Annotated in this window: 23 protein-coding genes; 11 read left to right on the top strand and 12 right to left on the bottom strand. The window is 72.0% G+C overall.

Annotation, left to right across the window (positions count from 1 at the left end):
- Nucleotides 1-9 precede the first annotated feature (9 nt).
- From GGD88_RS04785 to GGD88_RS04765, 5 genes are all read right to left on the bottom strand, one after another.
- Nucleotides 10-2,757, bottom strand: a complete 2,748-nt coding sequence (locus tag GGD88_RS04785) for a PAS domain-containing sensor histidine kinase (RefSeq protein WP_184432260.1) — start codon at nt 2,755-2,757, stop codon at nt 10-12.
- 285 nt (nt 2,758-3,042) lie between these two features.
- Nucleotides 3,043-3,462 (bottom strand): alternative ribosome rescue aminoacyl-tRNA hydrolase ArfB, encoded by a 420-nt coding sequence (gene arfB, locus GGD88_RS04780; protein ID WP_184432258.1) that lies wholly within the window; start codon nt 3,460-3,462, stop codon nt 3,043-3,045.
- Between the two features lie 58 nt (nt 3,463-3,520).
- Nucleotides 3,521-3,784, bottom strand: a complete 264-nt coding sequence (locus GGD88_RS04775) for a glutaredoxin domain-containing protein (protein ID WP_184432256.1) — start codon at nt 3,782-3,784, stop codon at nt 3,521-3,523.
- A 158-nt stretch (nt 3,785-3,942) separates the two neighbouring features.
- A complete protein-coding gene (locus tag GGD88_RS04770; RefSeq protein ID WP_184432254.1) occupies nt 3,943-7,170 on the bottom strand; it encodes an efflux RND transporter permease subunit in 3,228 nt (1,075 codons plus the stop codon).
- A 15-nt stretch (nt 7,171-7,185) separates the two neighbouring features.
- The gene (locus tag GGD88_RS04765) at nt 7,186-8,253 is read right to left on the bottom strand and encodes an efflux RND transporter periplasmic adaptor subunit (RefSeq protein WP_246423565.1); all 1,068 of its coding nucleotides are present in this window, start codon (nt 8,251-8,253) and stop codon (nt 7,186-7,188) included.
- A gap of 185 nt (nt 8,254-8,438) precedes the next feature.
- On the opposite strand from GGD88_RS04765, the gene GGD88_RS04760 reads away from it, so the two are divergent.
- Nucleotides 8,439-8,783, top strand: a complete 345-nt coding sequence (locus tag GGD88_RS04760; protein WP_184432252.1) for an ArsR/SmtB family transcription factor — start codon at nt 8,439-8,441, stop codon at nt 8,781-8,783.
- The gene (locus GGD88_RS04755) at nt 8,773-8,979 is read left to right on the top strand and encodes a YgaP family membrane protein (protein WP_184432250.1); all 207 of its coding nucleotides are present in this window, start codon (nt 8,773-8,775) and stop codon (nt 8,977-8,979) included. The genes GGD88_RS04760 and GGD88_RS04755 overlap by 11 nt, the downstream gene beginning before the upstream one ends.
- Nucleotides 8,980-9,018: 39 nt before the next feature.
- On the opposite strand, the gene GGD88_RS04750 is transcribed toward GGD88_RS04755, so the two are convergent.
- The 3 genes from GGD88_RS04750 to GGD88_RS04740 all read right to left on the bottom strand — a co-directional run bounded on the left by GGD88_RS04750 (nt 9,019) and on the right by GGD88_RS04740 (nt 12,642).
- Nucleotides 9,019-10,362 (bottom strand): FMN-binding glutamate synthase family protein, encoded by a 1,344-nt coding sequence (locus tag GGD88_RS04750; protein ID WP_184432249.1) that lies wholly within the window; start codon nt 10,360-10,362, stop codon nt 9,019-9,021.
- Between the two features lie 23 nt (nt 10,363-10,385).
- Nucleotides 10,386-11,072, bottom strand: coding sequence for a GltB/FmdC/FwdC-like GXGXG domain-containing protein (locus GGD88_RS04745; protein WP_184432247.1), 687 nt, complete (start codon nt 11,070-11,072; stop codon nt 10,386-10,388).
- Nucleotides 11,073-11,736: 664 nt separating this feature from the next.
- Complete coding sequence (locus GGD88_RS04740; RefSeq protein WP_184432245.1) at nt 11,737-12,642, bottom strand: class II glutamine amidotransferase; 906 nt, start codon at nt 12,640-12,642, stop codon at nt 11,737-11,739.
- Nucleotides 12,643-12,866: 224 nt separating this feature from the next.
- Between GGD88_RS04740 and GGD88_RS04735 the strand changes: the two genes are divergently transcribed.
- Entirely contained in the window at nt 12,867-15,614 is a 2,748-nt protein-coding gene (locus GGD88_RS04735) for an ATP-dependent DNA helicase (protein ID WP_184432244.1), read from the top strand.
- Nucleotides 15,615-15,617: 3 nt separating this feature from the next.
- Here GGD88_RS04735 and GGD88_RS04730 read toward each other — a convergent pair whose 3' ends face one another.
- The 3 genes from GGD88_RS04730 to GGD88_RS04720 form a co-directional block, all read right to left on the bottom strand.
- The gene (locus tag GGD88_RS04730; protein ID WP_184432242.1) at nt 15,618-17,027 is read right to left on the bottom strand and encodes a serine/threonine-protein kinase; all 1,410 of its coding nucleotides are present in this window, start codon (nt 17,025-17,027) and stop codon (nt 15,618-15,620) included.
- A 13-nt stretch (nt 17,028-17,040) separates the two neighbouring features.
- On the bottom strand, nt 17,041-17,913 hold the full coding sequence (locus GGD88_RS04725; protein ID WP_184432240.1) for a c-type heme family protein: 873 nt from the start codon (nt 17,911-17,913) through the stop codon (nt 17,041-17,043).
- A gap of 150 nt (nt 17,914-18,063) precedes the next feature.
- The gene (locus GGD88_RS04720; protein ID WP_184432339.1) at nt 18,064-19,068 is read right to left on the bottom strand and encodes an AAA family ATPase; all 1,005 of its coding nucleotides are present in this window, start codon (nt 19,066-19,068) and stop codon (nt 18,064-18,066) included.
- Nucleotides 19,069-19,134: 66 nt separating this feature from the next.
- Here GGD88_RS04720 and GGD88_RS04715 point away from each other — a divergent pair, with 66 nt between their 5' ends.
- From GGD88_RS04715 to GGD88_RS04695, 5 genes are all read left to right on the top strand, one after another.
- Nucleotides 19,135-19,803, top strand: coding sequence for a DUF1285 domain-containing protein (locus tag GGD88_RS04715; protein ID WP_184432239.1), 669 nt, complete (start codon nt 19,135-19,137; stop codon nt 19,801-19,803).
- 59 nt (nt 19,804-19,862) lie between these two features.
- Nucleotides 19,863-20,453 (top strand): CoA pyrophosphatase, encoded by a 591-nt coding sequence (locus GGD88_RS04710; protein ID WP_246423564.1) that lies wholly within the window; start codon nt 19,863-19,865, stop codon nt 20,451-20,453.
- 34 nt (nt 20,454-20,487) lie between these two features.
- Nucleotides 20,488-20,832 (top strand): hypothetical protein, encoded by a 345-nt coding sequence (locus GGD88_RS04705; protein WP_184432236.1) that lies wholly within the window; start codon nt 20,488-20,490, stop codon nt 20,830-20,832.
- 52 nt (nt 20,833-20,884) lie between these two features.
- Nucleotides 20,885-22,210 carry a CCA tRNA nucleotidyltransferase gene (locus GGD88_RS04700; RefSeq protein ID WP_184432234.1) on the top strand — a complete coding sequence of 442 codons (1,326 nt, stop codon included), beginning with the start codon at nt 20,885-20,887 and terminating at the stop codon, nt 22,208-22,210.
- 249 nt (nt 22,211-22,459) lie between these two features.
- On the top strand, nt 22,460-23,182 hold the full coding sequence (locus GGD88_RS04695; protein ID WP_184432232.1) for a GDSL-type esterase/lipase family protein: 723 nt from the start codon (nt 22,460-22,462) through the stop codon (nt 23,180-23,182).
- Here GGD88_RS04695 and GGD88_RS04690 read toward each other — a convergent pair.
- Complete coding sequence (locus GGD88_RS04690; protein ID WP_184432230.1) at nt 23,179-23,652, bottom strand: tRNA (cytidine(34)-2'-O)-methyltransferase; 474 nt, start codon at nt 23,650-23,652, stop codon at nt 23,179-23,181. The two genes, GGD88_RS04695 and GGD88_RS04690, sit on opposite strands and share 4 nt — an antisense overlap.
- 325 nt (nt 23,653-23,977) lie before the next feature.
- On the opposite strand from GGD88_RS04690, the gene petA reads away from it, so the two are divergent.
- From petA to GGD88_RS04675, 3 genes are read left to right on the top strand one after another with little or no spacing between them, the layout of a single operon-like run.
- The gene (gene petA / locus GGD88_RS04685) at nt 23,978-24,532 is read left to right on the top strand and encodes a ubiquinol-cytochrome c reductase iron-sulfur subunit (protein ID WP_184432228.1); all 555 of its coding nucleotides are present in this window, start codon (nt 23,978-23,980) and stop codon (nt 24,530-24,532) included.
- A gap of 7 nt (nt 24,533-24,539) precedes the next feature.
- The gene (locus GGD88_RS04680) at nt 24,540-25,781 is read left to right on the top strand and encodes a cytochrome b (protein WP_184432226.1); all 1,242 of its coding nucleotides are present in this window, start codon (nt 24,540-24,542) and stop codon (nt 25,779-25,781) included.
- Entirely contained in the window at nt 25,778-26,578 is an 801-nt protein-coding gene (locus GGD88_RS04675) for a cytochrome c1 (protein WP_184432224.1), read from the top strand. Before GGD88_RS04680 ends, GGD88_RS04675 begins: the two co-directional genes overlap by 4 nt.
- Nucleotides 26,579-26,761: the final 183 nt, after the last annotated feature.

Genomic DNA, 26,761 nt, shown 5'->3' with positions numbered 1-26,761 from the left:
CCTTGGGCCTCAGTCGGCGGCGGACGTCGTGACGGCAGGCTCGGCCATCGGCAAACGCACCGTCACGGTGGTCCGGCCGGACACACTGGCGTCCAGATCGACGCGGCCGCCCTGGGCGCGCGCCATCATCGCCGCCGAATAGGTGCCCAGGCCGGTGCCGCCGGCCTTGCCGCTGGTCACGAACTTCTCGAAAAAGCGGTCGCGGATGTCGTCGGGCACGGCACCGGGATTGGTGATGCGCACGACCGCCGCCCCCGCCTCGGCGGTCAGGGCGATGGCGACCGTCTGTCCGCTCTCGGGCAGGGCTTCCAGGGCGTTGCGGACCAGGTTCGACAGCAGGGTGCGGCACAGCCACACCTCCCCCATCGCCCAGAGGTCGCGGCCGTCCTCGACCGTCACCGCCGCCCCGCGCGCCTCGGCCAGGTAGCGCAGTTCCTCGACCACCTCGCCGACCATGGTCCCCAGGGGCACCGGCACCGGGTCCAGGGGATAGGTGCCCGCCTCCATGCGGTGCAGCGCCATGGAGGTATCGAGCATCGTGAGCTGGCGCTGGTTGGCGCGCTCCATCATGTCCAGGGTCCGGCGCTGGTCCTCGGTCAGCGTCTCGCCCAGGCGCAGGATGGCGATGCCGGCCAGGGTGGCGGCGATCGGGCTGCGCAGGTCGTGGCGGACGATGCGCTCGACGTCGTCGCGGAACACCTCCGCGCGCTTGCGGTCGGTCACGTCCTGCACCGTGCCGTGAACCACGTGACCGGCCGGTCCGCGCTGCGGCTCGGGCTGCCCGAGGGCATGGATCCACTTCTGGCGCCCGTCCGGCAGGTCGAGTCGCAGGGTCAGTTCGAAGGGCACGCCGGCGTGGATGGCCTCCCGCATGGCCGTGCGAAAGGCGGCGAACGCCTCGCCGGCGTGCAGGGCCTCGTAGTCGGCCGGCCCCGGCGCCCCGCGCGCCGGGTCGCGCTCGTAGATGCGGTAGACCTCATCCGACCACGACTGGACACCGACAGCGGGATCGTAGGTCCAGCTTCCGACCCGGGCGATGCGCTGCGCCAGTTGCAAATGCGTCAGGTGCTGGGCCAGCGCGCGCTCGTGGCGGACCTGCTCCGTGACGTCCACGGCCACGCCCTGCATGACGACCACGGTCCCGGTCTCGTCGCGGACCGGCATGCCCCGCACCTTGATGTGGCGCACCTCCCCCGACGCGCCGTGGATAATGCGGTGCGTCCTGGTGTAGTCGGTGCCGGTGCGAATGGCCGTCTCGAAGGCCGCTTCCAGGCCCGGGCGGTCCTCGGGGTGGACCACCGGCAGATAGCTGTCCGGCGTGAGCGGCGGCTCGTCGAACCCGTGCAGGCGGCACCAGTTCTCGGACACGGTGCCGCGCCCCTGCACACAGTCCCACTCCCACGACCCGGCATCGGCGAGCTGCTCGGCCTGCGTCAGAAGGGTGGCGGTCTCCCGCAACCGCTGCTCGGCCCGCTTGCGCTGGCCGATGTCCTCGGCGATCACGAGGACCATGTCCGGCGGGACCGGCACCACCTTCAGCGCGAAATGCCGCACCTCGCCGGTCGCGCGCAGGGGGTAGAGGCTCTCCGTGGCTTCGACGAGACCCTTCGTATGGCTGCGCCACACCATGTCCCGCATCCAGGGCAGATCGGCATAGAAGGCCGACAGACGCCGTCCCAGGCTGGCGTGGGCCTGCCCCCCCGTGAGCTCCTCCGACGCGCGGTTAACGTCGGTGAGCACGAAGTCGTCGCCGTCCCGGCGCCACAGGGCGAGAAACAGCGGCAGATTGTCGAACAGGCGGCGGAACCGCACCTCGCCGGCGGCCAGCGCGTCGAGGGCGCGCGCCTGCACGGTGACGTCCTGGACCACACCGACGATCTGCACCGGCGTGCCCCGGGCGCCAGTGACCCGCTTGGCCACCCCGCGCACATGGAGCACGGCGCCGGTGCGGGCGTGCAACAGGCGATGCTCATAGGTCTGCGGGGTCCCGTCCAGAGCGCGGGCGATCACGGCATCGACCGCTGCCAGATCCGCCGGATGCACCAGCGCCCGCAACGCGGCGTCCGAGAGATCCCCGCTGTCGACGCCGATGTGGTGGACCCAGTTCTCGGAGATCCACCAGCGGCGGCGGTCGAGATCGAACGCGAACGAGCCCAGGTTGGCGAGGCTCTGTCCGCTGGCCAGCCACGCCGCGCGCTCCTCGGCCGTCGCCTCGGCCCGGCGGCGCGCGATCGCCAGCCCGCTCAGGCGCGCGGCCTCGACCAGCGGTTCCAGGGCGGCGTCGACCGGCGGCCCGGGATGCCGGAGGCACTGGGCAACGACGCCCAGCACGGTCCCCGCGTCATCGGTCACGGGCTCCCACCAGACGGCCCGGACCCCGGCCTCGTCGAGGGCCGCGCGCACCGCAGCCGGGAGGTCCCGGGACCTCACGTCCGGCCAGACGGCCCGCAGGAGAGGGGGCGTGCCCCGCGCGTCGGTGCCCGCAAGGCGGTCCGGCCAACCGCGCGCGGCCACAGCGGCCAGGGCGCCCGCCACGGCCCCGGGCAGCGTGGGCACGGCCGCCGCCCGCAGGGTCGTGCGGGACGGCTCGCAGACCAGGACGGCACAGCCCGCCGCCGGGTCGGCCTCCTCGACGCTGCGGGCGATCTCGGCCAGAACATCGTCGAGGGCAGCATCCCCCGCCAGCGCCTCGAGGGCCTGCTGGCGCCGCCGAAGGCTGCGGACCGTGGCATCAAGGCCCGGCGCTCTGCACGGCATCTCCACCCTGCCCTCAACACCGCTTGACGGGTTCTTGGTTGTATGTTGCGTCGCAACTTGCCCACAGGCTATCCCTGCGCCGCAACGAAAGCAACCGGCAAAGATGAGGGCACAGCCATGTGCCGATCAAAAGGATGTCTGGCAGTCACGGTGGTGGCAAAGTCATCGCGACTCGTTGGTCGGGGCCGTCGAGGCCCGCCGCCTCATCTCCGGGTCGCACCGTCGACCATCCGGCTCCTTTGCACGGATGCCGAGTTGCAACCCCTTCATTCTATCCCGGACCAGTCAGTCCAGACCGGGACGGCCGCGCATCGCCTTCACTTGACTGCGGCGCACCTTGTCCTCGACCCGGCGTCGCCGCGCCGCCCGGCTGGGCGCGGTCGGCTTGCGTCGGGCCGGGGCCTGGGTGGCGGTGCGGATCAGGTCGGCGAGTCGATCGCGGGCATCGGCCCGGTTGCGCTCCTGCTGGCGGAAGCGGTCGGCGGTCAGCACCAGCACGCCGTCCTTGGTCAGCCGGCGCCCGGCGAGGCGCACCAGGCGGGCCTTCACGGCATCGGGCAGCGACGGCGAGCGGCGCACGTCAAAGCGGAGCTGCACCGCCGTCTCGACCTTGTTGACGTTCTGCCCGCCGGGGCCGGAGGCGCGCGCGAAGCGCTCCTCGATCTCGGCCTCGGGAATGGACAGCGTGGGCGTGACGGTCAGCATGGGATACGGTCCGGGTTGAAGAGCCGGCGCCCGGACCTGAGCCGACCCGCGGAGCCGGTCAGCCGGCGGCCGTGGTGGCCTTCAGCTTGGCGAGAATCGGCGTCTCGTACGCCATCAGGGTGTCGTAGCCGCCGATCAGGTGGCCGTCCATCAGGATCTGCGGAACGGTCTTGGCGTCGGGCAGGCGCTGCTTCATCTCGCCGAAGGCGGCGGCGGTGGAGACGTCGTGCTCCTGATAGTCGATGCCGTGTTCCCGCATCCACGCCTTGGCCTTGGTGCAGAAAACGCAGTTCTGCTTGGTATAGATCTCGACCTGAACCATCGTGTCTCCGTCTCCCGATCGGCCGCCCGGGCCGACTCCGTCATTGTGGTGGAATGATGGCGGGCGGGGCCACCCCGCCGCCGATATAGGCGGCGCCGGCGCCCGGAACAACCCGGCACCACCGGCACCGCCGCCCCCAGGCGTCCCCGGGCGGCCCGTTACCCGCGCGGCGGCGGGAACGGCTTGCCATCGTCGCGCAGCGCCACGTAGATCGCCGGCACCACCAGCAGCGTGAGCGCGGTCGACGACGCCAGGCCGAACACCAGCGACAAGGCCAGCCCCTCGAAGATCGGATCGGCCAGGATGAAGGCCGCGCCGATGATCGCCGCCAGCGCGGTCAGCAGGATCGGCTTGAAGCGGATCGCCCCGGCGTCCAGCAATGCCTCGCGCAGGCACGAGGCCGTCGGCTGGCGGTGGCGGATGAAGTCGACCAGCAGGATGGAGTTGCGCACGATGATGCCGGCCAGCGCGATAAAGCCGATCATCGACGGGGCCGAGAACGGCGCCCCGAACAGCCAGTGCCCGACCATGATGCCGATGAACGTCAGCGGCACCGGGGTCAGGATCACCAGCGGTGCCTTGAACGAGCCGAACTGCGCCACCACCAGCAGGTAGATGCCCAGGATGGCGACGCCGAACGCCGCGCCCATGTCGCGGAAGGTCACATAGGTGATCTCCCATTCGCCGTCCCACAGCAGTACCGGTTCGGCGGTGCTCTCAGGCTGGCCGTGCAGGCGGATCGAGGGCTTGAGCAGGCCCAGGCCTTCCCAGTCGTGGGCGTCGATGCGGTCCTGCACCTCCAGCATGCCGTAGATCGGCGCCTCGAAGCGGCCGGCCAGGTCACCCATGACCATCTCGACGAAATGCCCGTCGCGCCGAAACACGGTGTGCGAGGCCATCTCGCGGTGGGTGACCGTGACGTCGCCCAGTTCCACGATGCCGTCGAGCCCCGGCACCGGCGTGGTCAGCAGCGCCTCGCCCGGCGTCAGCCCGGCCTTGGGCAGGCGCACGGCGATCTCGATCGGGTCGATGCCGTCGCCACGGTGGGAGTAGCCGACGCTGACCCCGCCGAGCAGAGCGCCCAGGGTGTCGTAGACCGCCTCCTCCTCGACGCGGTGGTACTCCAGCGCCTGCTGGTCGATGGCGTAATGCAGCCGCGCGGCGGGATCGCCCCAGGAATCGTCCACATCGACGATGAAGTCGACGTCGGCGAAGATGGCCTTCACCTCCTCCGCCACGGCCCGGCGGGTGGCGGCGTCGGGGCCGTAGATCTCGGCCAGCAGGGTCGCCAGCACCGGCGGTCCGGGCGGCACCTCCACCACCTGAAGGGCGGTCCCCTCGGGCAGGTCCATGTCGGCCAGGCGCGCTCGCACGTCCAGCGCGATGGCGTGGCTGGCGCGGGCACGCTCGCCCTTGGGGGTCAGGTTGACCTGGAGATCGCCCAGGTTGGGGGCGTCGCGGAGGTAGTAGTGCCGCACCAGACCGTTGAAGTTGAACGGCGCCGCGGTGCCGGCGTGAAGCTGCATCGACGTCAGTTCGGGCAGGTCGGCGAGGCGGCGGGCGGCATCCATCAACACCCGCTCGGTCTCCTCCAGCGGGGCATCGTCGGGCAGTGTGAGCACCACCTGCATTTCCGACTTGTTGTCGAACGGCAGCAGCTTGACCGTCACGTCCTGGGTATAGAACGGCACCCCGGCGGCCAGGGTCGCCAGCCCCACGGCGATCAGGAACACCCAGGCCCGCAGCCGGGTCTTCAGCACCGGGGCGGCGATGCGCCGGTACAGGCGGCCCAGTCGGCCTTCCTCCTCGGCGTGGCCGCCCGCCTCCGCCATGCGCGCGACCCGGCGGCCGGCGACCTTCAGCAGCAGCCACGGCGTCAGCATGACCGCAACGAAGAACGAGAAGATCATCGCCGCCGACGCATTGGCCGGGATGGGGCTCATGTACGGCCCCATCAGGCCGGAGACGAACATCATCGGCAGCAGGGCGGCGACGATGGTCAGGGTCGCGACGATGGTCGGGTTGCCCACCTCGGCGACCCCCTCGATGGCCTTCCGCACCACCGAGCGGTCGTCCTTCATGGCCCAGTGGCGGGCGATGTTCTCGACCACCACGATGGCGTCGTCGACCAGGATGCCGATCGAGAAAATGAGCGCGAACAGGCTGACCCGGTTGATGGTATAGCCCATCATCCAGGCCGCGAAGAGGGTCAGCAGGATGGTGGTGGGGATGACCACGGCGACCACCAGCCCCTCGCGCCAGCCGATGGCGACGGTGATGAGCAGCACGATGGAGACCGTCGCCAGCCCCAGGTGGAACAGCAGTTCGTTGGACTTCTCCAGCGCCGTCTCGCCGTAGTTCCGGGTCACCTCGACGCGCAGGCCCTCCGGCACCAGGCGACCCTCCAGGCCCTCCAGCCGTTCCAGGATGGTCTCGGCCACCACCACGGCGTTGGCGCCCTTGCGCTTGGCCAGCGCGATGGAGACCGCCGGCGTCGCGGTGATGGGGTCGCCCGCCGTGCCCTCGGTCGGGGCGATGCGCCACACCCGCTGTTCCAGGGGTTTGGCGCCGACCACCACGCTGGCGACGTCCTTGACGTAGACCGGACGGCCGTCCCGGGTGGTCAGCAGCAGGTCGCCGATATCGGCCACCCCCTGCAACGTGCGCCCGGCCACCACTGGCAGGCTGTCGCCGGCCTCGCGCAGCCGGCCCAGGCGGAAGGAGCGGTTGGCGTTCTCCAGCTTCTCGACCAGCCGGTTCAGCGTCAGGCCGTACATCGCCAGCCGTTCGGGGTCGGGCTCCACCCGGATCTGGTCGGGTCGGCCGCCAACCAGGAAGGTCAGGCCGACGTCCTCGACCTTGATCAGTTCGATCAGCAGTTCCTCGGCCACCGCATGCAGGCCGGCGTCGGTCCAGCGGTCGGCCACCGCCGGCTCCGGCGACAGGGTCAGGACCACGATGGGCACGTCGTTGATGCCGCGCCCGACGATCAACGGCTCCGGGATGCCCAGCGGGATCCGGTTCATGTTGGCACGGATGGTTTCATGGACGCGCAGCATGGCGACGTCCTCGTCGGTGCCAACCTCGAAGCGCGCGGTGACGGTGACGCCGTCGTCGACGGTCTGACTGTAGACGTGGTCGACGGCGTCGATGCCCTTGACGATGTCCTCCAAGGGCTTGGTGACCAGCTCGACGGCGTCGACGGCCTTCAGGCCGTCGGCCTGCACCATGATGTCGACCATGGGGACCGAGATCTGCGGCTCCTCCTCTCGCGGCACGGAGACCAGCGCGAGCAGGCCGACCACGATCGCGGCCAGCAGCAGCAGGGGGGTGAGCGGCGAGCGGATGAAGGCCTGGGTCAGATGCCCGGACAGTCCGAGTTTCATGGTGGCGCGCCCCTCCTACTCGCCCGATCCGCCAGACGCGTCCGCGGCGTCGGCCGACACGTCGGTCAGCGGCAGCAGGGTGTCCCCGGGCCGCAGGCCGGACAACACCTCCACCCCGCCCGGCACGGCGGCGCCGAGCTGCACCACCACCACGGCGCCGCTGTCCAGGTGGGCCACGGTGACGCCATGGCGCGAGCGCACGTAGGCCGGCGGCACCACGAAGGCCGTGCGCGCTCCGGTGACGATCTCCACCAGGGCGCGTTCGCCGACGAAGTAGCCGCCCAGGCCGGCGACCTCGACGTCGGCGATGACCCGGCCGTTCTCCAGTTCCGGATAGACCTTGACGATGGTGCCGTCGCGCCACGCCGGATCCGCCGGGTCGGACTCGTCCGGATCGAGACCGCGCGGTCCCACCCGCACGGTCTCACCCACCGCGATGAAGCGGGCATGACGTTCCGGCAGGCGCAGGCGCAGCAGGTAGGTTTCCGTGGCCACCCGCACCAGCGGCTCGCCCGGCATCACCACGCTGCCCTCGGACACCGACACCTCCAGCACGCGCCCGGGGCCGGGCGCCCGCACGTCGCCCTCGGCCTCCTGCTGGCGCAGCACCTCCAGGTCCGATTGCAGCGAGTCCAACTGGCGCTCGGCCACCTCCAGGGCGGTGCTGGCGGCGTCCAGCCGGCTTTGCGGCGCCACACCGTCGGCCCGCAACCGGCGCGCACGGTCGAAATCGGTGCGGGCCTGCTCGACACTGGCGCGCTGGGCGTTGAGCTGGGACTCCAGCGCCTCCATGCGCGGCGCGAGCTTCTCGTCCACCACCACGGCCACGATCTGGCCGTCACTGACCGCGTCGCCCTCGTCCACCCGCAGCGACTCGACGGTGCCGCCGAGACGGGCGCGCGCCGCCAGCACATCGACGCTCTCCACCGTGGCGAACACGGCCTTGTGGTCGGCGATGCGCCGCGGATGCACCGTCAGGGGCTGGGCCAGCGCAGCGGTCGCCACCATCAGGCAGACGAGGCCGATCAGGCCGGCGAGAACCGGGGGGGACAGGGCAGGCGCGGGCGGGCGCATCAGCGGCATGGCGGGGCTCCCTCGGGGTCGAACGCAGAGGCGAAGGCGGCGGCGTTGGCGGCGGCGTTGGCGGCGGCGTTGGCGGCGGCGTTGGCGGCGGCGTTGGCGGGCCGCGGCGCTCGGCGGTGCGGGCGAGGCCGCCGTCCGACGCATTTCGCGTTGACAATATATTAGTTCCGTCTAATGTATTCAACATGGATGTTGAACGCCTCCACGCCCACACGGCGCGGGCTGCCGCCTTACTGAAGGCGCTGGGCAACGACCGGCGCCTGCTGATCCTGTGCACGCTGGTCGGCGGCGAGAAGACGGTGGGCGAGTTGGAGGCCAAGGTCGGCCTGGGCCAGTCGGCGCTGTCCCAGCACCTGGCCCGGCTGCGACGCGATGGACTGGTCGCAACCCGACGCGCAGCACAACATATTCATTACCGCCTGGCCAGTGCCGAGGTGGTGGCGATCATCGAGACCCTGGCCGCCCTATACTGTCCGGCGCCGGCTGCGGCGCCACCCCCCGACGAGGAGGACTCCAGCCATGTCCATTGACCGCATCGTCCTGGCCTTCGCCGGCACCGTGATCCTGATCACCGTGCTGATCGCCCTGTTCACGCCCTACGACTGGGTGCTGTGGATCAGCGCCTTCGTCGGCGCCAACATGCTTCAGGCCGCGTTCACCGGCCTGTGCCCGCTGGCGATGATCCTCAAGAAGCTGGGCGTGAAGCCGGGCGTGGCGTTCGGCTGAGGCGGGGGCGCGCCCCCACCTGCACCCCTCGCCCCCACTCTACATCCGGCCCGGGATCCAGTCCGTACCGGCCAGTGGCACGCCGGCCATGGCGGCGGCCTCGACGGTCAGCGCGCGCAGATCCTCGGGCTCCATGTTGTGCACGTGGCTCTTGCCGCAGGCGCGGGCCAGGGTCTGGGTCTCCAGCGTCAGCACCCGCAGGTAGTTGGCCAGCCGGTGCCCGGCCACGGCCGGGTCGAGCCGGGTGTACTGGTCCGGGTCCTGCGTCGTGATCCCGGCCGGGTCGTTGCCGGCCTGCCAGTCCTCGAACAGGCCGGGGACCGTGCCCATGCGCCTGTAGGCGTCGGCCAGGCTGGGGTGGTTGTCGCCCAGCGCGATCAGCGCCGCCGAGCCGATGGCGACCGCATCCGCCCCCATGGCGAGCGCCTTGGCGACGTCCGCCCCGGTGCGGATGCCGCCGGAGACGATGAGCTGGACCGTGCGGTGCATGTCCAGTTCCTGGAGCGCCTCGACGGCCTGGCGCACCGCCGGCAGGGTGGGGATGCCGACGTGCTCGATGAACACGTCCTGGGTGGCGCCGGTGCCGCCCTGCATGCCGTCCAGCACGATCACGTCGGCGCCAGCCTTCACGCACAGCATGACGTCGTAATAGGTGCGGGTGGCGCCGATCTTGACGTAGATGGGTTTCTCCCAGTCGGTGATCTCGCGCAGCTCCTGGATCTTGATCGCCAGATCGTCGGGGCCGGTCCAGTCCGGATGGCGGCAGGCCGAACGCTGGTCGATGCCCTTCGGCAGGGTGCGCATCTCGGCCACGCGGTCGCTGATCTTCTGGCCCAGCAGCATGCCGCCGCCGCCGGGCTTCGCGCCCTGGCCCACCACCACCTCGATAGCGTCGGCCATGCGTAGGTGGCGCGGGTTCATGCCGTAGCGGCTGGGCAGCACCTGATAGACCAGCGTCTTGGAGTGCGTGCGCTCCTCGTCGGTCATGCCGCCGTCGCCGGTGGTGGTGCTGGTGCCGACCTCGTTGGCGCCGCGGCCCAGGGCCTCCTTGGCCGGTCCGGACAGCGAGCCGAAGCTCATGCCGGCGATGGTCACCGGGGTCTGGAGGGTGATCGGCTTCCTGGCGTAGCGGGTCCCGAGGGTCACCGTGGTGTCGCATTTCTCCCGGTAGCCCTCCAGCGGGTAACGGGAGATGGACGCGCCCAGGAACACCAGATCATCGAAGTGCGGCAGCCGCCGCTTGGCGCCGAAGCCGCGGATGCGGTACATCCCCTCGCGGGCCGCGCGGTGGATCTCGTGGATGGTGTGGCGGTCGAACAGGTGGGATTCGCGCTGGCCCCAGACGGCATCGAGGCGCGGCGGGGCGGTGTCGTCGTGGCTCATGGCAGCCTCCCTTGCGCGCGCGCTCAATACGCGCCGACGTTCTCGATCTTGAAGGTGTAAAGCTCGCGCGCCGAGCCGTAGCGGCGGAAGCCGGCCGGGTCCACGTCGTCCAGGCCGGCGGCGGCCAGCAGCTCCGCCACGCTGGCACGGTCGGCGTCCTCCATCGGCTGTTCGACGCAGTCGGCGCCCAGACCCTTGACGCGGCCGGCGACGTAGAGAACGGCCTCGTACAGCGAGTCCCCCAGCCCGTCGCCGGCGTCGCCGCACACCAGCAGGCGGCCGGCCTGGGCCATGAAGGCACTCATGGGACCGACCGAGCCCCGGACCACGATGTCGGCGCCCTTCAGAGAGATGGCGCAGCGCGCGGCGGCGTCGCCGTGGATCACCAGCAGCCCGCCGTGGGCGGTGGCACCGGCCGACTGGCTGGCGTTGCCGTGGACGACGACCCGGCCGCTCATCATGTTCTCGGCCAGGCCGACGCCGGCGTGGCCGGAAACCTCCACCGTGGCGTGCTGGTTCATGCCGGCGCAGTAGTAGCCGACATGGCCGTCGATCCGCACGGTGACCGGGGCGTCGAGCCCGACGGCGATGTTGTGGCGGCCCTTGGGGTGCAGCACGCGCCAGTCGGCGATGCGGCCGACCTGGGCCGGGTCGTGCAGGCGGGCGTTCAGGTCCCGCAACGGGACGGCATCAAGGTCAACGGTTTGCATGGCTGGGGCCTCCCGGTCGGGTGCCGAAACTGGATCGCCTCACCTCTCGTGCCCACGCTCCTGCGTGGGCGCCACAGAGCGGTGTGCCGGTCCCACGCAGGAGCGTGGGACCCAGAGCAAAGGAAGTCTCGCGCCCACGCTCCTGCGGGGGCGCCATAGGGCGGCGCGCGGGTCCCGCGCCGGAGCGGGGGACCCAGAGCGAAGGAAGTCTCGCGCCCACGCTCCCGCGGGGGCGCCACAGGGCAGTGTGCCGGTCCCACGCAGGAGCGTGGGACCCAGAGCGAAGGAAGTCTCGTGCCCACGCTCCTGCGTGGGCGCCACAGAGCGGTGTGCCGGTCCCACGCAGGAGCGTGGGACCCAGAGCAAAGGAAGTCTCGCGCCCACGCTCCCGCGGGGGCGCCATAGGGCGGTGTGCCGGTCCCACGCAGGAGCGTGGGACCCAGAGCGAAGGAAGTCTCGCGCCCACGCTCCCGCGGGGGCGCCATAGGGCGGCGCGCGGGTCCCGCGCCGGAGCGGGGGACCCAGAGCGAAGGAAGTCTCGCGCCCACGCTCCTGCGTGGGCGCCATAGGGCGGCGCGTGGGTCCCGCGCCGGAGCGTGGGACCCAGAGCGAAGGAAGTCTCGCGCCCACGCTCCCGCGGGGGCGCGCGCCGGCGCCGCCGCCGTCACGGGATCCGCCACGTGTAGACCTGGGCCGGCTCGGGCTCCCAGACCCGCGCCGTCTCCACCCCGGGCAGCCCGGCCAGGGCGCGGTACTCCGAGGCCATCGCCACCCAGGCGTCGGTCTCGGCCAGCACCGCCGGCTTGCAGGCGATGGGATCGCGCAGCACCGCGAAGCCGTCGCGGGTGCCGACACAGAAGGTGAAGAAGCCGTCCAGGTCGCGCAACGCCGCCTCCAGCGCCTGCTCCAGGGTGTCGCCCGCCTCCAGCCGCCAGGTCAGGTAGGCGGCGGCGACCTCGCTGTCGTTGTCGGTGGCGAAGCGCGCCCCGGCATGGCGACGCAGCCGCATGCGCACCCGGTTATGGTTGGACAGCGAGCCGTTGTGCACCAGGCACAGGTCAGGGCCGGTGTTGAAGGGGTGCGAGCCGGCGGTGGTCACGGCACTTTCGGTGGCCATGCGGGTATGACCGATGGCGTGGGTGCCGGCCATCCCGGCGATGCCGAAGCGGTCGAGCACGCTGGCCGGACTGCCCACCTCCTTGAAGATGGCGAGGCGGTCACCGACGCTGACCACGGCGACGTCGGGATGGGCCGTGGCCAGCCAATCGGCCAGCGGCGCCCAGTCCGGTCCGGGCACGGTCAGCATGGCGTGGGTGTCGATGACGTGGAGACCGACGCCGCCGCCCACCAGTTCGGACAAACCCTCGGCCAGCGCGGGCCAGTCATGGGCCGGATCGGCGTGGGACAGAACCACCCGGCGCCCGTCCGCCGGCGCGGCGTCGCCGTAGACGGCGATGCCGGCGCTGTCGGGGCCGCGCTCGGTCATCTCCACCAGCATGGGCGCGAACAGGGCGCCCAGGTGGGGACGCTGGGCGGGGTCCTTGAGGAACAGGCCGACGATGCCACACATGGCGGGGACCTCGCGGTTCGTGAACGCAGAGGAAAATAGTTTTCCTGTGGTTCAACGTACCCAGGCCAGCGGTCGTGTCAAGCGGGATGTTGCGCCGGGTCCCACGCGGGAGCGTGGGACCGAGACGCGAGGGGGCTCTCGCGCCCCCGCGCCCGCGCGGACACGACCCGGACGACCCCGCCTTTCGTTTCCTCCGTCCCTGACCGCCCCTATACTCTCGCGCGATGACCGACCACCCGCCCGCGCCATCCGCATCCGCCGTCACCGTGCCGCCCGTCCCCGCCCTGGTGGCGAGTCCGCGCGCGGCCGTTCTGGTGCACCCGGACGGCGAGGTCGAGGAGGATACCCCCGCCGCCCTGGGCCGGCGCGCCGCCGGTCTGCGGCCGCTGGTCTGCCACGCCCCGGCCACCGCCGCCCGTCTGGGCCGCGACGCGCTCGCCGGCCACGACCTGCTGGAGCTGTTCGCCTTCGTGCGCCCGGCGCGGTTCGTACTGCCCACCGTGGGGGGCCTGGCCGGAGCGGTGGGGCTGGAGGCGCCGCACGGCCTGACCGCCCAGGCGCTGGCCCTGCCCCGCATCGCCGCCGTCCTGCTGCACGCCCTGACCCGGCTGGTGCGCCAGGAGCAGGCCGACGCCCGCACCCTCGCCTTCGCCATGGCGCGCGGCGGCTGGGCCTGGGGACCGCCCGTGCTGGCCGCGCTGGGGGCGCACGGCGACGGCCCGCACGGGACCACCATCGCCCGCGCCTTCCGGGTGTGGGAGCGCCTGCCGGAGATCAGCGAGCACGCCCCCGAAGCCGCCCCCGGCCATCTGCCCGTGACCGGCGCCGAGGCCCGCGCGCGGCTGGCCGACCTGCTCGGCGCCGCCGCCGAGGACCGCCCGCAGCAGGCCGACTACGCCAGCGCCGCCGCGGCGGCCTTCGCGCCGCGCGAGCGGCGCGACGCGCCCCACGTCGTGCTGGCGGAGGCCGGCACCGGCGTTGGCAAGACCCTGGGCTACATCGCGCCGGCCAGCCTGTGGGCGGAGAAGAACGACGGCCCCGTCTGGATCGCGACCTACACCCGCAACCTGCAACGCCAGCTCGACGGCGAACTGGACCGTCTCTATCCGGACCCCAGGGAAAAGGCGCGCCGGGTGGTCATCCGCAAGGGGCGCGAGAACTACCTCTGCCTTCTGAACCTGGAGGAAGCGGTGTCGCGCCTGCCCACCCAGCCGGCGGCGGCCATCCCGCTCGGCCTGATGGCGCGGTGGGCGATGGCGACGCGGGACGGCGACCTGGTCGGCGGCGACTTCCCCGGCTGGCTGGTCGATATCCTGGGGCGCGGCTGGTCGCTGGGGCTGGCCGACCGGCGCGGCGAGTGCATCTTCGCTGCCTGCCCGCACTACAACCGCTGCTACATTGAGCGGACCGTGCGGCGGGCGAAACGGGCCCGGCTGGTGGTCGCCAACCACGCCCTGGTGCTGGTGCAGGCGGCGCTGGGCGGGCTGGAGGACGGCGCACTGCCCACCCGCTACGTGTTCGACGAGGGCCACCACCTGTTCGACGCCGCCGACGGCGCCTTCTCCGCCCACCTGTCGGGGCAGGAGACCGCCGACCTGCGGCGCTGGCTGCTGGGGGCGGAGGACGGGTCGCGCAGCCGGGCGCGCGGCCTCAAGACCCGGGCCGAAGACCTGATCGGCGAAGATCCGCGTGCCGCCGAGGCCCTGGTGGAGGTGCTGCACGGCGCCCGCGTGCTGCCCGGTCCGGGCTGGCACGCCCGCCTCGCCGGGGAGACGGCGCGCGGCCCCACCGAGCGGTTCCTGGCCCTGGTGCGCCAGCAGGTGCTGGCGCGGGCGCGCGGCCAGGACGGCCCCTATTCCCTGGAAGCCGGGGTGGCGCCGCCGCTGCCCGAGCTGGTCGAGGCGGCGCAGGCGCTGGAGACGGCCCTGCACGACCTGGAGCGCCCGGTGGCGCGGCTGATGAAGGCGCTGGCCCGGCGCCTGGACGACGAAGCCGCCAGCCTGGATCCCACCACCCGCCAGCGCATCGAGGGCCTGATCCGCAGCCTGGAGCGGCGCGCCCTGCTGCCGGTGCGGGCCTGGCGGTCGATGTGCCGGGCGCTGGAGACCGAGACACCGCCCGGATACGTGGACTGGCTGGGCATCGAGCGGGCCTACGGCCGCGACATGGACGTCGGCCTGCACCGCCACTGGGTCGACCCCATGGTGCCGTTCGCCGAGACGGTGGCGGGCCGCGCCCACGGCGTGCTGGTGACCTCGGCCACCCTGCGCGACGGCTCCGGCGACCCGGAGGCCGACTGGCAGGCCGCCGAGCGCCGCACCGGTGCGGTGCACCTGCCCGATCACATCCGCGCCGCCGTGCCGTCGCCGTTCGATTACCCGGCCCAGACCCGGGTGCTGGTGGTCACCGATGTGCGCAAGGACGACATGGACCGGGTGGCGGCGGCCTACCGGGAACTGGTGCTGGCCTCGGGCGGCGGCGCGCTCGGCCTGTTCACTGCCATCGGCCGGCTGCGGGCCGTGCACCAGCGCATCGCCGACGCCCTGGACGCCGCCGACCTGCCGCTGTTCGCCCAGCACGTGGACGGCATCGACCCGGCCACGCTGGTGGAGATGTTCCGGACCGAGGAGAACGCCTGCCTGCTGGGCACCGATGCGCTGCGCGACGGCGTCGACATCCCAGGCCGGGCGCTGCGCCTGATCGTGTTCGACCGCGTGCCGTGGCCGCGCCCGGACATCCTGCACAAGGCGCGGCGCAAGGCGTTCGGCGGCCGCGCCTACGACGAAATGGTCACCCGCCTGCGCCTGAAGCAGGCCTTCGGCCGGCTGGTGCGCCGGGCCGACGACCACGGCGCCTTCGTGCTGCTCGATCCCATGATGCCGTCGCGCCTGGGCGGCGCCTTCCCGGACGGCGTGGCCCTGGAGCGGGTCGGCCTGGCCGAGGCGGTGGCAGCGGTGCGGGCGCAGGGCTAGCCGTCATCCCCGCGCCGCGTCGAGGAAACGCGCGCGCGCCTCCGGATCGGCGATCTGGTCCGCCACCAGGACGGCCAAGTGGGCGGCGTCGCGGGCCTCGGCCCGGGCCTGGCGGACCAGGACGCCGGCGATCGGCCCCAGGTGCTGGGCCAGCGCCAGCCGGACCCGCTCGGCGGCGGCATCGTCCACCCCGCCGGCCGGCGCGCCGCCCGGCGGGGCCGGAGCCGTCGCCGGCGCCGCAACGGCCGTCTCCCGGCCCAGCCCCAGCGCGGCCCGCGTCGCCGCGCGCAGGAAGGCGCGACGCTCGGCCTCGCCCGGGATGTGGTCGGCCAGCACCTCGTACAGGTGGCGGATGCCGCTGACGCGGGGCGCGGCCTCGCGCACCACCACCGACGCCACCGGCCCGATGTAGCTCGCCAGATGGGCGCCGGCCTGGCGCAGCGCGGCGTCGTCCAGTTCACCGCGATCGCCGGCCGCCACCGGCGCCATCACCCGGGTGGCGTCCGGATCGGGGGCCGCGCGCTCGGCCGGCGCACCGCGCAAGACACCCTTCAGCACCCGCGCCAGGGTCGCGGCATCAGCCGGCCGGGCCTCCGGGTCGCGCGCCAGGGCTCCCTCAAGCGCCGCCACCAGCGCCGGCGGCAGCGGGTCCGGGCGGCCCACCGGCGGCACCGGCGGCCGGTTGAGGACGGCATGCATGACCTCGGGCACGGTGGCGCCGGGGAACGGCTTCTGCCCGGTCAGCAGTTCGTAGAGCACGACCCCGACCGCGAACAGGTCGGTGCGGGCGTCGACTGTCGCCCCGGTGAACTGCTCCGGCGCCATGTAGCCGGGCGTGCCCACCATGGTGCCGTGCTGGGACAGCGACACCGCCGAGTCCAGGCGGGCGATGCCGAAGTCGGTCACCTTCACCTTGCCCTCGGCCAGCAGGATGATGTTGCTCGGCTTGATGTCGCGGTGGACGATGCCGAAGGCGTGCGCCGCGCCGAGACCATCCAGGACCTGCAGGATCATGCGCAGGCTGATGCGGACTCCGAACTGCACCCCGTGGGCCAGGAACGCCTGGAGCGGCCGGCCGCGCACGTACTCCATCGCCAGATAGGCCAGGCCGGCGTCCTCGCCGTACTCGAACACCGTGACGATGTTGGGATGCAGGCAGCGCGCGGCCGCCTTGGCCTCGCGCTGGAACCGCGCCCGCCAGGCGGCGCCGTCCTCGCCCGCCAGCAGGTCGGCATGCACGGTCTTGAGCGCCACCGGGCGGTCGATGCTCTCGTCGTGGGCGGCGTAGACCACGCCCATCGCCCCCCGGCCCAACTCGCCGTCGACCCGGTAGCGGCCGATGCGCGCCGGCCGCGCCGGTCGCGCCGGGGCGACGCGGGTCGCGTCGTCGACGGGCTCCGGTTCCCGGGCCATGCCGGCCTCCGCCTCAGCCGCCCAGCATGCGCAGCGCCGTCTCCAGGCTGCGCCGCATGCGGTTGAAGGCGGCGGCCAGCGCGCCGATCTCGTCCTGGCTGGCGTGCGTGACCTCGGGCGCGTCCATCTTGCCCAGGCTGACCGTGTCCGCCATCCGCGACAGCTTCACCACCGGCCGGATCACCAGCGCGTTCAACAGCACGTTGATGAGCACCGCCACGGTCACGAACACCACGGTCAGCGTGCCGACGAACACCAGGAACTTGGTCCAGGCCCGCTCCAGCGGCAGCGCCATCGGCACCGAGACCACCTGGGCGCCCACCGTCTCGCCCAGTTCCCAGCCGAACCCGTTGCTGGGGCCGTAGGTCGCCACCATGGCCGCCGGCGCCGCCTCCGGGGTGCTGTGGCAGTCAAGGCAACTGGCGTCGTCCACCGTCAGCGGGCGCGCCAGCACCAGGCTGCGGCCGGACGGCGTGTCGCGCTCGGTCACGATCTCCGCCTGCGCGGGATCCTGCCGGAAGGCGCGGATGATGTCGGCCTCCCAGTCGGTGGCGCGGTCGGCGGGGTTGGTGGGGTTGAGAGCCGCCTCCTTGTAGGCGTACTCGGGGAACTCGTCGGCCATGCGGCGGAAGTTGCTCTGGGCCGCGAACGACGGCACCACATGGGGCAGGAACACCCCCTCGCGCCCGGTCCCGAGCAAGGGCCGGATCTCCGTCGCGGTGTACTCGCGGACGGCGATGGCGTTGGCCATCATGATACGGGCGTGGGCGAGCACCTCGGCGCGCGCGTTGGCCTGCACCACCTGGTAGGCCAGGGCGGCGGCGATCGCCAGACCGATCGCGAACGCCCCCAGCAGGACCAGGTTGAACTTCACCCCGAGCCCCATGCACGCCTCCCGTCTCGCCGGGGCCCGCCGACCGTGCCCCGGACCGGTCCGCCGGCCCCCGCCCCCGGACCGGCGCCCATGGTAGCGGATGGCGGGCCGGACGCAAACGCGCGCCGATACGCCCCCGGTCCGAACCCGGTCCGAGCCCGGTCATCCCACCGTGGCGACCAGGCGGTCGATGATGTCGCCCAGGGCGACGCCGTCGGCCCGGGCCGTGAAGGTGGGCGCCATGCGGTGGATCAGCACCGGCCGCGCCAGCGCGATGACGTCGTCCACCGACGGCGCCAGACGCCCGTCCAGGATCGCCCGCGCCCGCGCCGCCAGCGCCAGCGCCTGGCTGGCGCGCGGCCCCGGCCCCCAGGCCACGTGGGCCTTGACCTCGGGCAGCGCGGTGGTCTCGGGCCGGCCGTTGCGCACCAGGGTGAGGATCGCCTCCACCACGCTCTCGCCGGTCGGCACCCGGCGCACCAGCCGTTGCGCCGCCAGCAGGTCACCGTCGCCCAGCACCGGCGCGGGCTCCACCGGCCGGTCGGTGGTCGTGGTCGCCAGCATGGCGCGCTCGGCCGCGCGGTCGGGATAGCCGATGTCCACCTGCATCAGGAAGCGGTCGAGCTGGGCTTCGGGCAGCGGGTAGGTGCCCTCCTGCTCGATCGGGTTCTGCGTCGCCAGCACGTGGAACGGGCTGGGCAGGTCGTGATAGTGCCCGGCGACCGAGACCTTGTGCTCCTGCATCGACTGCAACAGCGCGGACTGGGTGCGCGGGCTGGCGCGGTTGATCTCGTCGGCCATCAGAAGCTGGCAGAACACCGGTCCCGGGATGAAGCGGAAGCCGCGCCGGCCGCTCTCGTCCTGCTCCAGCACCTCGGAGCCGAGAATGTCGGCCGGCATCAGGTCGGGGGTGAACTGGACCCGCTTGGCGTCGAGCCCCAGGACCACCCCCAGGGTCTGCACCAGCCGGGTCTTGGCCAGGCCCGGCACGCCGATCAGCAGGCAGTGACCACCGGCGAGCAGGGTCACCAGGGTGCCGTCGATGACGTCCTGCTGGCCGAAGATGACGCGGCCGATGGCCTCCCGGGCCGCCTTGATTTGACCCCCCAGCCGTTCTACGTCTTCGACCAGCACCCGCTCGGCGACGGGGTCGGCGGACGCGGTCATCGGCGCTTCGGTCTCGGTGGCTGCGCTCACGGCTCTCCCTCCCATGCACGACGACGAGGACTTTTGATGGCACTGGACGCCCGAGACACCGGTCCGGATCCCCGCGCCACGGCGCGGACCGGGCCGCTCCCCGGGTCCCGGACCGGCGGATCCCAGACCCACCCCCGGCCACAGGAAGACCCGGAGGGCGCCCTGCCGCACCTGGCGGCGCTGGAGACCCCCGGGGCGGGCGGCCGCCCGCGGCACGTCTGCGGCGACCTGGGCCTCTCCATAGATCGGGACGGTGTCTGGCATTACCAGGGCTCGCCGATCGGCCGGAAGGAGATGATGTGCCTGTTCGCGTCGGTCCTGCACCGGGCCGACGACGGCACCTACTGGATGGTCACGCCGGCCGAGGTCGGCCGGGTCGAGGTCGCCGATGTCCCCTTCCTGGCGGTCGAGATGTTCGTGCACAGTTGCGGGGCGGACCAGTGCCTCAGCTTCCGCACCAACTGCGACGAGGTCGTGACCGTGGACGAGGCCCATCCGCTGCGCATCGAGACCGACGGGCGCACCGGCGAGCCGCTGCCGTATGTGACGGTGCGGGACGGGCTCGATGCCCGCCTGACCCGGTCGGTGTACTATGACCTGGTGTCGCGCGGGGTCGAGGAGGAGCGCGGCGGGGAGAGACGATTCGGGGTATGGAGCAGGAACCGCTTCTTCAGCCTGGGCACGCTGGATCCGGACGAGGATTAGACCGGGCCGCGCTGGCGCGCCGGCTGACGGCCGGCCGCGGCCGCGGTCAGGGCTCGGACATGGCGATCGCCCGGCTGCTGGGCGGCGAGGCGGCGCGCCTGTTCCTGGCCGACCGCCCGCCGGCCCCGCACCGGCCCGCCGCCGTGCTGGTGCCGATCCTCGACCATCCCGGCGCCCCCACCGTGCTGCTGACCCGGCGCGCCCACTACCTGCCGCACCATCCGGGCCAGATCTCGTTCCCGGGAGGACGGGTCGAGGCCCAGGATGCCTCGCCGCAGGCGGCCGCGCTGCGCGAGGCCGCGGAGGAAACCGCGCTCGACCCGGCGCGGGTGGAGGTCGTCGGCCGGCTCGACGACTACATCACCGTCACCGGCTTCCGGGTCGCGCCGTTCGTGGGCGTGGTGACGCCGCCGGTGACGCTGCGGCCGGACCCGGCGGAGGTCGACAGCCTGTTCGAGGTGCCGCTGGCCTTCCTGATGGACGAGGCCAACCATCAGCACGGGGTGCGCGAAAAGGACGGAAAATACCGGCCGTACTTCGCCATTCCCTACGGGGATTACTATATCTGGGGAGCGACGGCCGGGATCCTCATCAACCTTCACGCGGTGCTGGACGGTAACCCGGGCGCCGTCCCGCAGACCCCGGCCTGACCCGCGGCCAGACTCCCGACGAGGCGATTCCACGATGCGCGTGTTCCTGACCGTCATCCTGCCGCTGCTGACCCCCAGTCTGCTCTACATCGCCTGGCTGTTCCTGCGCGGGCGGGCGGCGCCCGGCAGTGCCCCCGCCGATGGCGGCGCGGGGGTGTCGGTGGTGCGCCGCCTGGGCGACGACGTGCCCTGGCTGACCCTGGTCCTGACCGGCGCGCTGCTGGCCGTGGCGGTCACCATGGCGATGTACTTCTTCCAGCCGATGGGCGATCCCGACATGGAATACGTTCCGCCGCGCTTCGAGGATGGTAGGATCATCCCGGGCGAGATGCGGCCGCGCGGCGCGGGTGACCCGACGGCGCCGGCCGAGCAGCCGTAGCGCCCGCGTGACCCGGCCGGGGGGGCCGGGGCCACGACGGCGAAGGGATGGCATGGCGCGGGACTGGAGCCACTTTCAGGCGCGGCCGCCGGTCGGGCAGCTCTCGCCCGACCCGTGGCTGCACACGCCGCCGGTGCGCACCCTGCTGGCGGCGTTACAGGCGGACGGCACGGCGGTGCGTTTCGTCGGCGGCTGTGTGCGCGACGGCCTGCTGCGGCGCCCGGTGCAGGACGTGGACATCGGCACCCCGGACCGGCCCGAGACGGTGCTGGCCCTGCTGGAGCGCGCCGGCATCCAGACGGTGCCCTGGGCGCGCGGCCTGGCCCACGGCACGGTGCTCGCGGTGGTCGACCACACCCCGTTCGAGGTCACCACCCTGCGGCGCGACGTGACCTGCGACGGCCGCCACGCCGAGGTCGCGTTCACCGACGACTGGATGGCCGACGCGGCCCGGCGCGACTTCACCATCAACGCCCTGTCGGCCACCCCGGACGGCGCCGTCTACGACTACTTCGACGGCATCACCGACCTGGCCCAGGGCCACGTCCGCTTCGTCGGGCGCTCCAGCGAGCGCATCCGCGAGGACGCCCTGCGCATCCTGCGCTTCTTCCGGTTCCACGCCCACTACGGCCAGACCGCGCCCGACGCCGACGCCTTCGCCGCCTGCCAGGCCCTGGCCCACACCGTCGACGGCCTTTCGGGCGAGCGGGTGCGCACCGAACTGCTGAAAACCCTGCGGGCGCCCGATCCGGCCGGCGCGCTGCTGCTGATGCGCGGCGCCCACGTGCTCGATCGGGTGCTGCCGGAGGCCGGCCGCATCGACGTGCTGCGCGTGCTGGCCTTCCTGGAGACGCGCGGCGTGGTCTCCCCCGGGGTCGCGCCGGATGCGCTGCGCCGGCTGGCCGCCGTGCTGACCACCGACGCCGCCGGCGCGGCGGCGGTGGCCGAGCGGCTGCGGCTGTCGCGGGCGGAGGGCCGCCGCCTGGGGGACATCGTCGCCACCCCCGCGGACGACCGCCCCCGCTGCGACCTGTCCGGCCCGGACCGGCGCCGGCTTCTGGACCGGCTGGGACCGGACCTGTTCCGCGACCTCTGCCTGGTGGCCTGGGCGACCGAACGCGCCGTCAGCGGCCACATCGATTCGCGCCGGACCCAGGGCTGGCTGGCGCAGCTCGACGGCGCCGCCGCCTTCGCGCCGCCGCCGTTCCCCCTGACCGGGCACGACCTGATCCGCGCCGGCGTGCCGCGCGGCCCGGCCCTGGGCGACGCCCTGGCGGCGCTGCGGGACTGGTGGCTGGCGGAGGCGTTCCGGCCCGACAAGGCGGCCCTGCTGGCCCGCCTCGACCAGTTGCCGACCGCCGCCCGGCGCCGCCCCTAACCGCAGCCCTGACCCAGGCCCTGACCGAGGCCCCACCTGAGTCACCGCCCGGGCGCCGGCGCGGGCCCCGCGCCACCGTTTCCGCTTGTCGTCCGACCCGCAAGCTCGGACAATAGGCGCGCGGGCGGGTGGTCGGCTTGGCGTGCGTCGGCTCGGGGCTCGGGGACTTGGGGCTCAGGGACTCGGGGCTCAGGGACTTGGGGCTCAGGGACTTGGGGCGCGCGGCGCGTTGTGGAGGGTGGGACAGCCATGCGCACGGTCTGCTTCGTGGGCGACAGCATGGTGCGGGGCTGGGACATGCCGGCCGAGGACGCCTGGCCGGCCCGCGTGATCGCGGCCGAGACCCGGCGCGGGCACCCCGCCGAAGGGTTCAATCTGGGCATCGCCAAGGATACGACCCGGGCCATCGGGCGGCGCTGGCAGCACGAGGCGGTCGGCCGGCTCGCGTCCGCGCTGGCCGCGCACCGCGCGCGGGCCGGGCTGGTGTTCGCGTTCGGCCTCGACGACATGGCCGACTTCGGCGGCGACGGCATCCGCGTCGCCCTGCCCGACGCGCTGGATCAGGCGGAGCAGATCATCGCCGCCGCCACCGCGTGGGCGCCCACCCTGTGGATCGGGCCGCCGCCCCTCGCCTGCCTGCCGCGCATCATCGGTCGGCCCGACGGTCTGGTGTATCCGGCGGAGCGCAGCGAGGCCCTGGCCGGCGCCTATCGCGGCATCGCGCGGCGCCTCGGGGTGCCGTTCCTGGACCTGCACGGCCTGTTGCGCGCCAGCCCGCACTGGCGCCGGGCGATGGCGCGGTGGCAAGCCGGCCGGCCGGCGCCCGAGCTGCACGACATGGTGACCCAGGCGGTGCTGGGCTGGGAGGCCTGGAGCGCCTGGTGGGGCCGCTCGGCCACCGCGGCGCCGCCCATCCGGACCGTCGCCGCCGGCTTTCGCCCGCTGCGCGTGGAGGCGGGCCGGCTGGTTTAGCCGTCGGCCGGGGGCGCCGGGAAGCCATCGGTCTGCCGCAGCGCCTCGCCCAGCACCACCGCGGCCGCCGCCGCCACGTTGAGCGAGCGCGCCCCGGGCGCCATGGGGATCGTCAACCGGGCGTCGACGGCGGCGTGCACGGTTTCCGGCACGCCCGCGCTCTCGCGCCCCAGCATCACCACGTCATCGGCCCGAAACGCAAAGGCCAGGTGCGACACCGCGCCCTGGGTGGTCAGCAGCACGACCCGCGCCCCGGCCACGCCGGGGGCGGCGCGGAAGGCATCCCACGCAGAATGACGACGAATGGTTGCAGCGCCCCAATAGTCCAGTCCCACCCTGCGCAAACGCTTGTCGTCCCACAAGAATCCGCAGGGCTCGATGATGTCCAGCGGCACCCCGAGACAGGCCGCGAGGCGCATGACGGCGGCCGCATTCTGGGGCATGTCGGGCTGGTACAGGGCGACGCGCATCGCGAAAAAGCCTGGACGGCGAAAGGGTTATGGGTAAGGGCCGGTATTTTTTATCCTTTTCATGGCTATGGATTTCGATTATACACCCCGGGAACCGCCGCTGCCCATGGGCCGCGTGTGCCCCCGTTCGCCGGGTCATTCGTGGGGCAAGAACGGTGGACCCAATCCGTCCTGGGTTTGTTGCTGTCGGCTCACCCTTTGCGTGGTGCCGGCTCGGACGGGTTGTCACGACTGAGTTTTCCCCGACGCACGCCGATCCGAGGGGGAGGGAGCGTGAGTCGTCTTTTTTTGCGCTCCGCAAACGCAATGAAGAGGTTGCTTCATCATGTCTCAAGCGGCTCATCCGGCTGGTAACGGCGAGGGCTCCAGCCGTCGCGACTTCCTGCTGTATGCCACAGGTGCGATGGGCGCGGTCGGCACCGCGCTGGCTCTGTGGCCTTTCATCGACAGCATGAACCCGGCCAAGGACGTGATGGCCCTGGCCACCGTGGAGGTTGACCTGTCTCCCGTGGACGTCGGCCAGTCCATCACCGTCGTCTGGCGCGGCAAACCGGTGTTCGTCCGGCACCGGACCGAACAGGACATCGAGAAGGCCCGCGCCGTGGACGTCGCCACCCTGCGGGACCCCCAGACCGATGACGAGCGCGTCATCAAGCCGGAATGGCTGGTGCAGATCGGCATCTGTACGCACCTGGGCTGCGTGCCCAAGGGCCAGAAGCCCAGCGACCCGAAGGGGGACTACGACGGTTGGTTCTGCGTCTGCCACGGCTCGCACTACGACACCGCGGGCCGCATCCGCAAGGGTCCGGCGCCGCTGAACCTGCCCGTCCCGCAGTACGCCTTCCTGGATGACACCACCATCCGGATCGGTGAGGAGTGATTGGTTCATGAGCAGCACACCGAACCCTGTCTGGAGCAATCGGACCATCAAGTGGGTGGATCGCCGGCTGCCGATCTTCTCCATGATGCACAGGGAATTGATCGTCTACCCCACGCCGCGCAATCTGAATTACTGGTGGAACTTCGGCTCGCTCGCGGGCATCACGCTGGTGATCCTGATTCTCAGCGGCATTTTTTTGGCCATGTACTACACGCCGCATGAGGACATGGCGTTCGCGTCCATCGAACGCATCATGCGCGAGGTCAACTACGGTTGGCTGGTCCGGTTCATTCACATGAACACGGTCTCCCTGTTCTTCCTGGTCGTCTACATCCACATCTTTCGTGGCATGTACTACGGCTCGTACAAGGCACCACGCGAGTTGCTCTGGGGCATCGGCGTCCTGATCTATCTGGTCATGGTGGCCACCGCGTTCCTCGGCTACGTGCTGCCGTGGGGCCAGATGTCGTTCTGGGCCGCGACGGTGATCACCAGCCTGGTGACGGCGGTGCCGTGGGTCGGCGAGGACCTGGCGATCTGGCTGTGGGGTGGCTTCTCGGTCGACAACGCGACGCTGAAGCGCTTCTTCTCGCTGCACTACCTGCTGCCGTTCGTCATCTTCGCGCTGGTGTTCCTGCACCTGTGGGCACTGCACACGACCAAGTCGAACAACCCGCTGGGCGTGGAAGTGAAGAAGCCGGCCGACACGCTGCCGTTCCATCCGTACTACACGATGAAGGATGCCTTCGGTCTGGGCGTCGCCCTGCTCGTCCTGGCCTTCTTCGTGTTCTTCTACCCGAACTACTTCAACCATGCGATCAACTACGTGCAGGCCGACCCGATGGTTACGCCCGCGCACATCGTGCCCGAGTGGTACTTCCTGCCGTTCTACGCCATCCTGCGCGCCATCCCCGACAAGCTCGGCGGCGTGGTGCTGATGTTCGCCTCGATCGCGATCTGGTTCATCCTGCCGCTGCTGGATACCTCCAAGGTGCGAAGTGGGCGCTTCCGTCCGGTCTTCAAGTGGTTCTTCTGGATCCTCGTGGCTGACTTCATCTTCCTGACCTACCTCGGCGCCATGCCGGCGGAGGGCATCTACGTCACCATGGGTCAGTGGGCCACCGGATACTATTTCGTCCACTTCCTGGTGATCCTGCCTCTGCTGGGCTGGTTCGAGAAACCGCTGCCGGTCCCCGAGAGCATCAGCGCCGCCGTCACCGCCGGTCACGAGAAGGAGGCCGCAGCATGAAGACCCTGACCGGAGTCGCGACCGCGGCCGCCTTTGCCGCCGGCCTGGCGCTGGCGGCGCCGACCGCCCAGGCCGCTGGCGGTGAGCATCCGCCGCTGAAGACGCAGAACTGGACCTTCGAGGGCGTGTTCGGGACCTACGACGAAGCCCAGCTCCAGCGCGGCTGGGAGGTCTACACCAACGTCTGCAAGTCCTGCCACGCGCTTGACTACATGTACTACCGGAACCTCGAGCAGATCGGGTACTCCGAGGACGAGGTCAAGGAGATCGCGGCCAGCTTCGAGACCGAGGACGGCCCGGACGAGTGGGGCGAGATGTTCATGCGTCCCGCCGAGCCGCTCGACCCGATCATTGAGCCCTACGAGAACGACGCCATCGCCATGCTGGCCAACGGTGGTGTGGTGCCGCCGAACCTGTCGGTCATGACGCGGGCCCGCGACGGCGGCGCCGACTACGTCTACAGCCTGCTGCTGGGCTACGAGGACTCGGTGCCGGAGTGGGTCCTGGAGGCGGATCCCAACTTCGAACTGGCGCCGGGCAAGTCGTTCAACAGCTACTTCCCGGGCTATGCCATCTCGATGCCGCAGCAGCTCTTCGAGGGCATCCTGGAGTACTCCGACGGCACACCGGCGACGCCGCAGCAGATGGCCAAGGACGTCTCGGCGTTCCTCCAGTGGGCCGCCGAGCCGGAGCTGGAAGACCGCAAGACCCTGGGCCGGTATGTCCTGGTGTTCCTGGTCGTCTTCACGGCCCTGCTGTACGCCTACAAGCGGGAGATCTGGAAGGACGCGCACTGATCCCTCCGGCAACCTCTTGATCGCCTGATCGACCGACGCTGGTCGATGGGGGCCGTTCGCATCGCGCGGACGGCCCCCTTTTTCTTGGTGCGGCTCTCCCCCGGGCCGCACCAGCCCGGACACCGGCGCACTGCCCCCTTGACCCGACGACCGCGCCGCGCTTCGCTGACCCCGGTCGCGCGG

The organism is Roseospira goensis (assembly GCF_014197795.1).
In the GTDB taxonomy this organism is placed as follows: Bacteria; Pseudomonadota; Alphaproteobacteria; order Rhodospirillales; family Rhodospirillaceae; genus Rhodospira; species Rhodospira goensis.
This window is presented reverse-complemented; position numbering and strand designations above follow the sequence as displayed.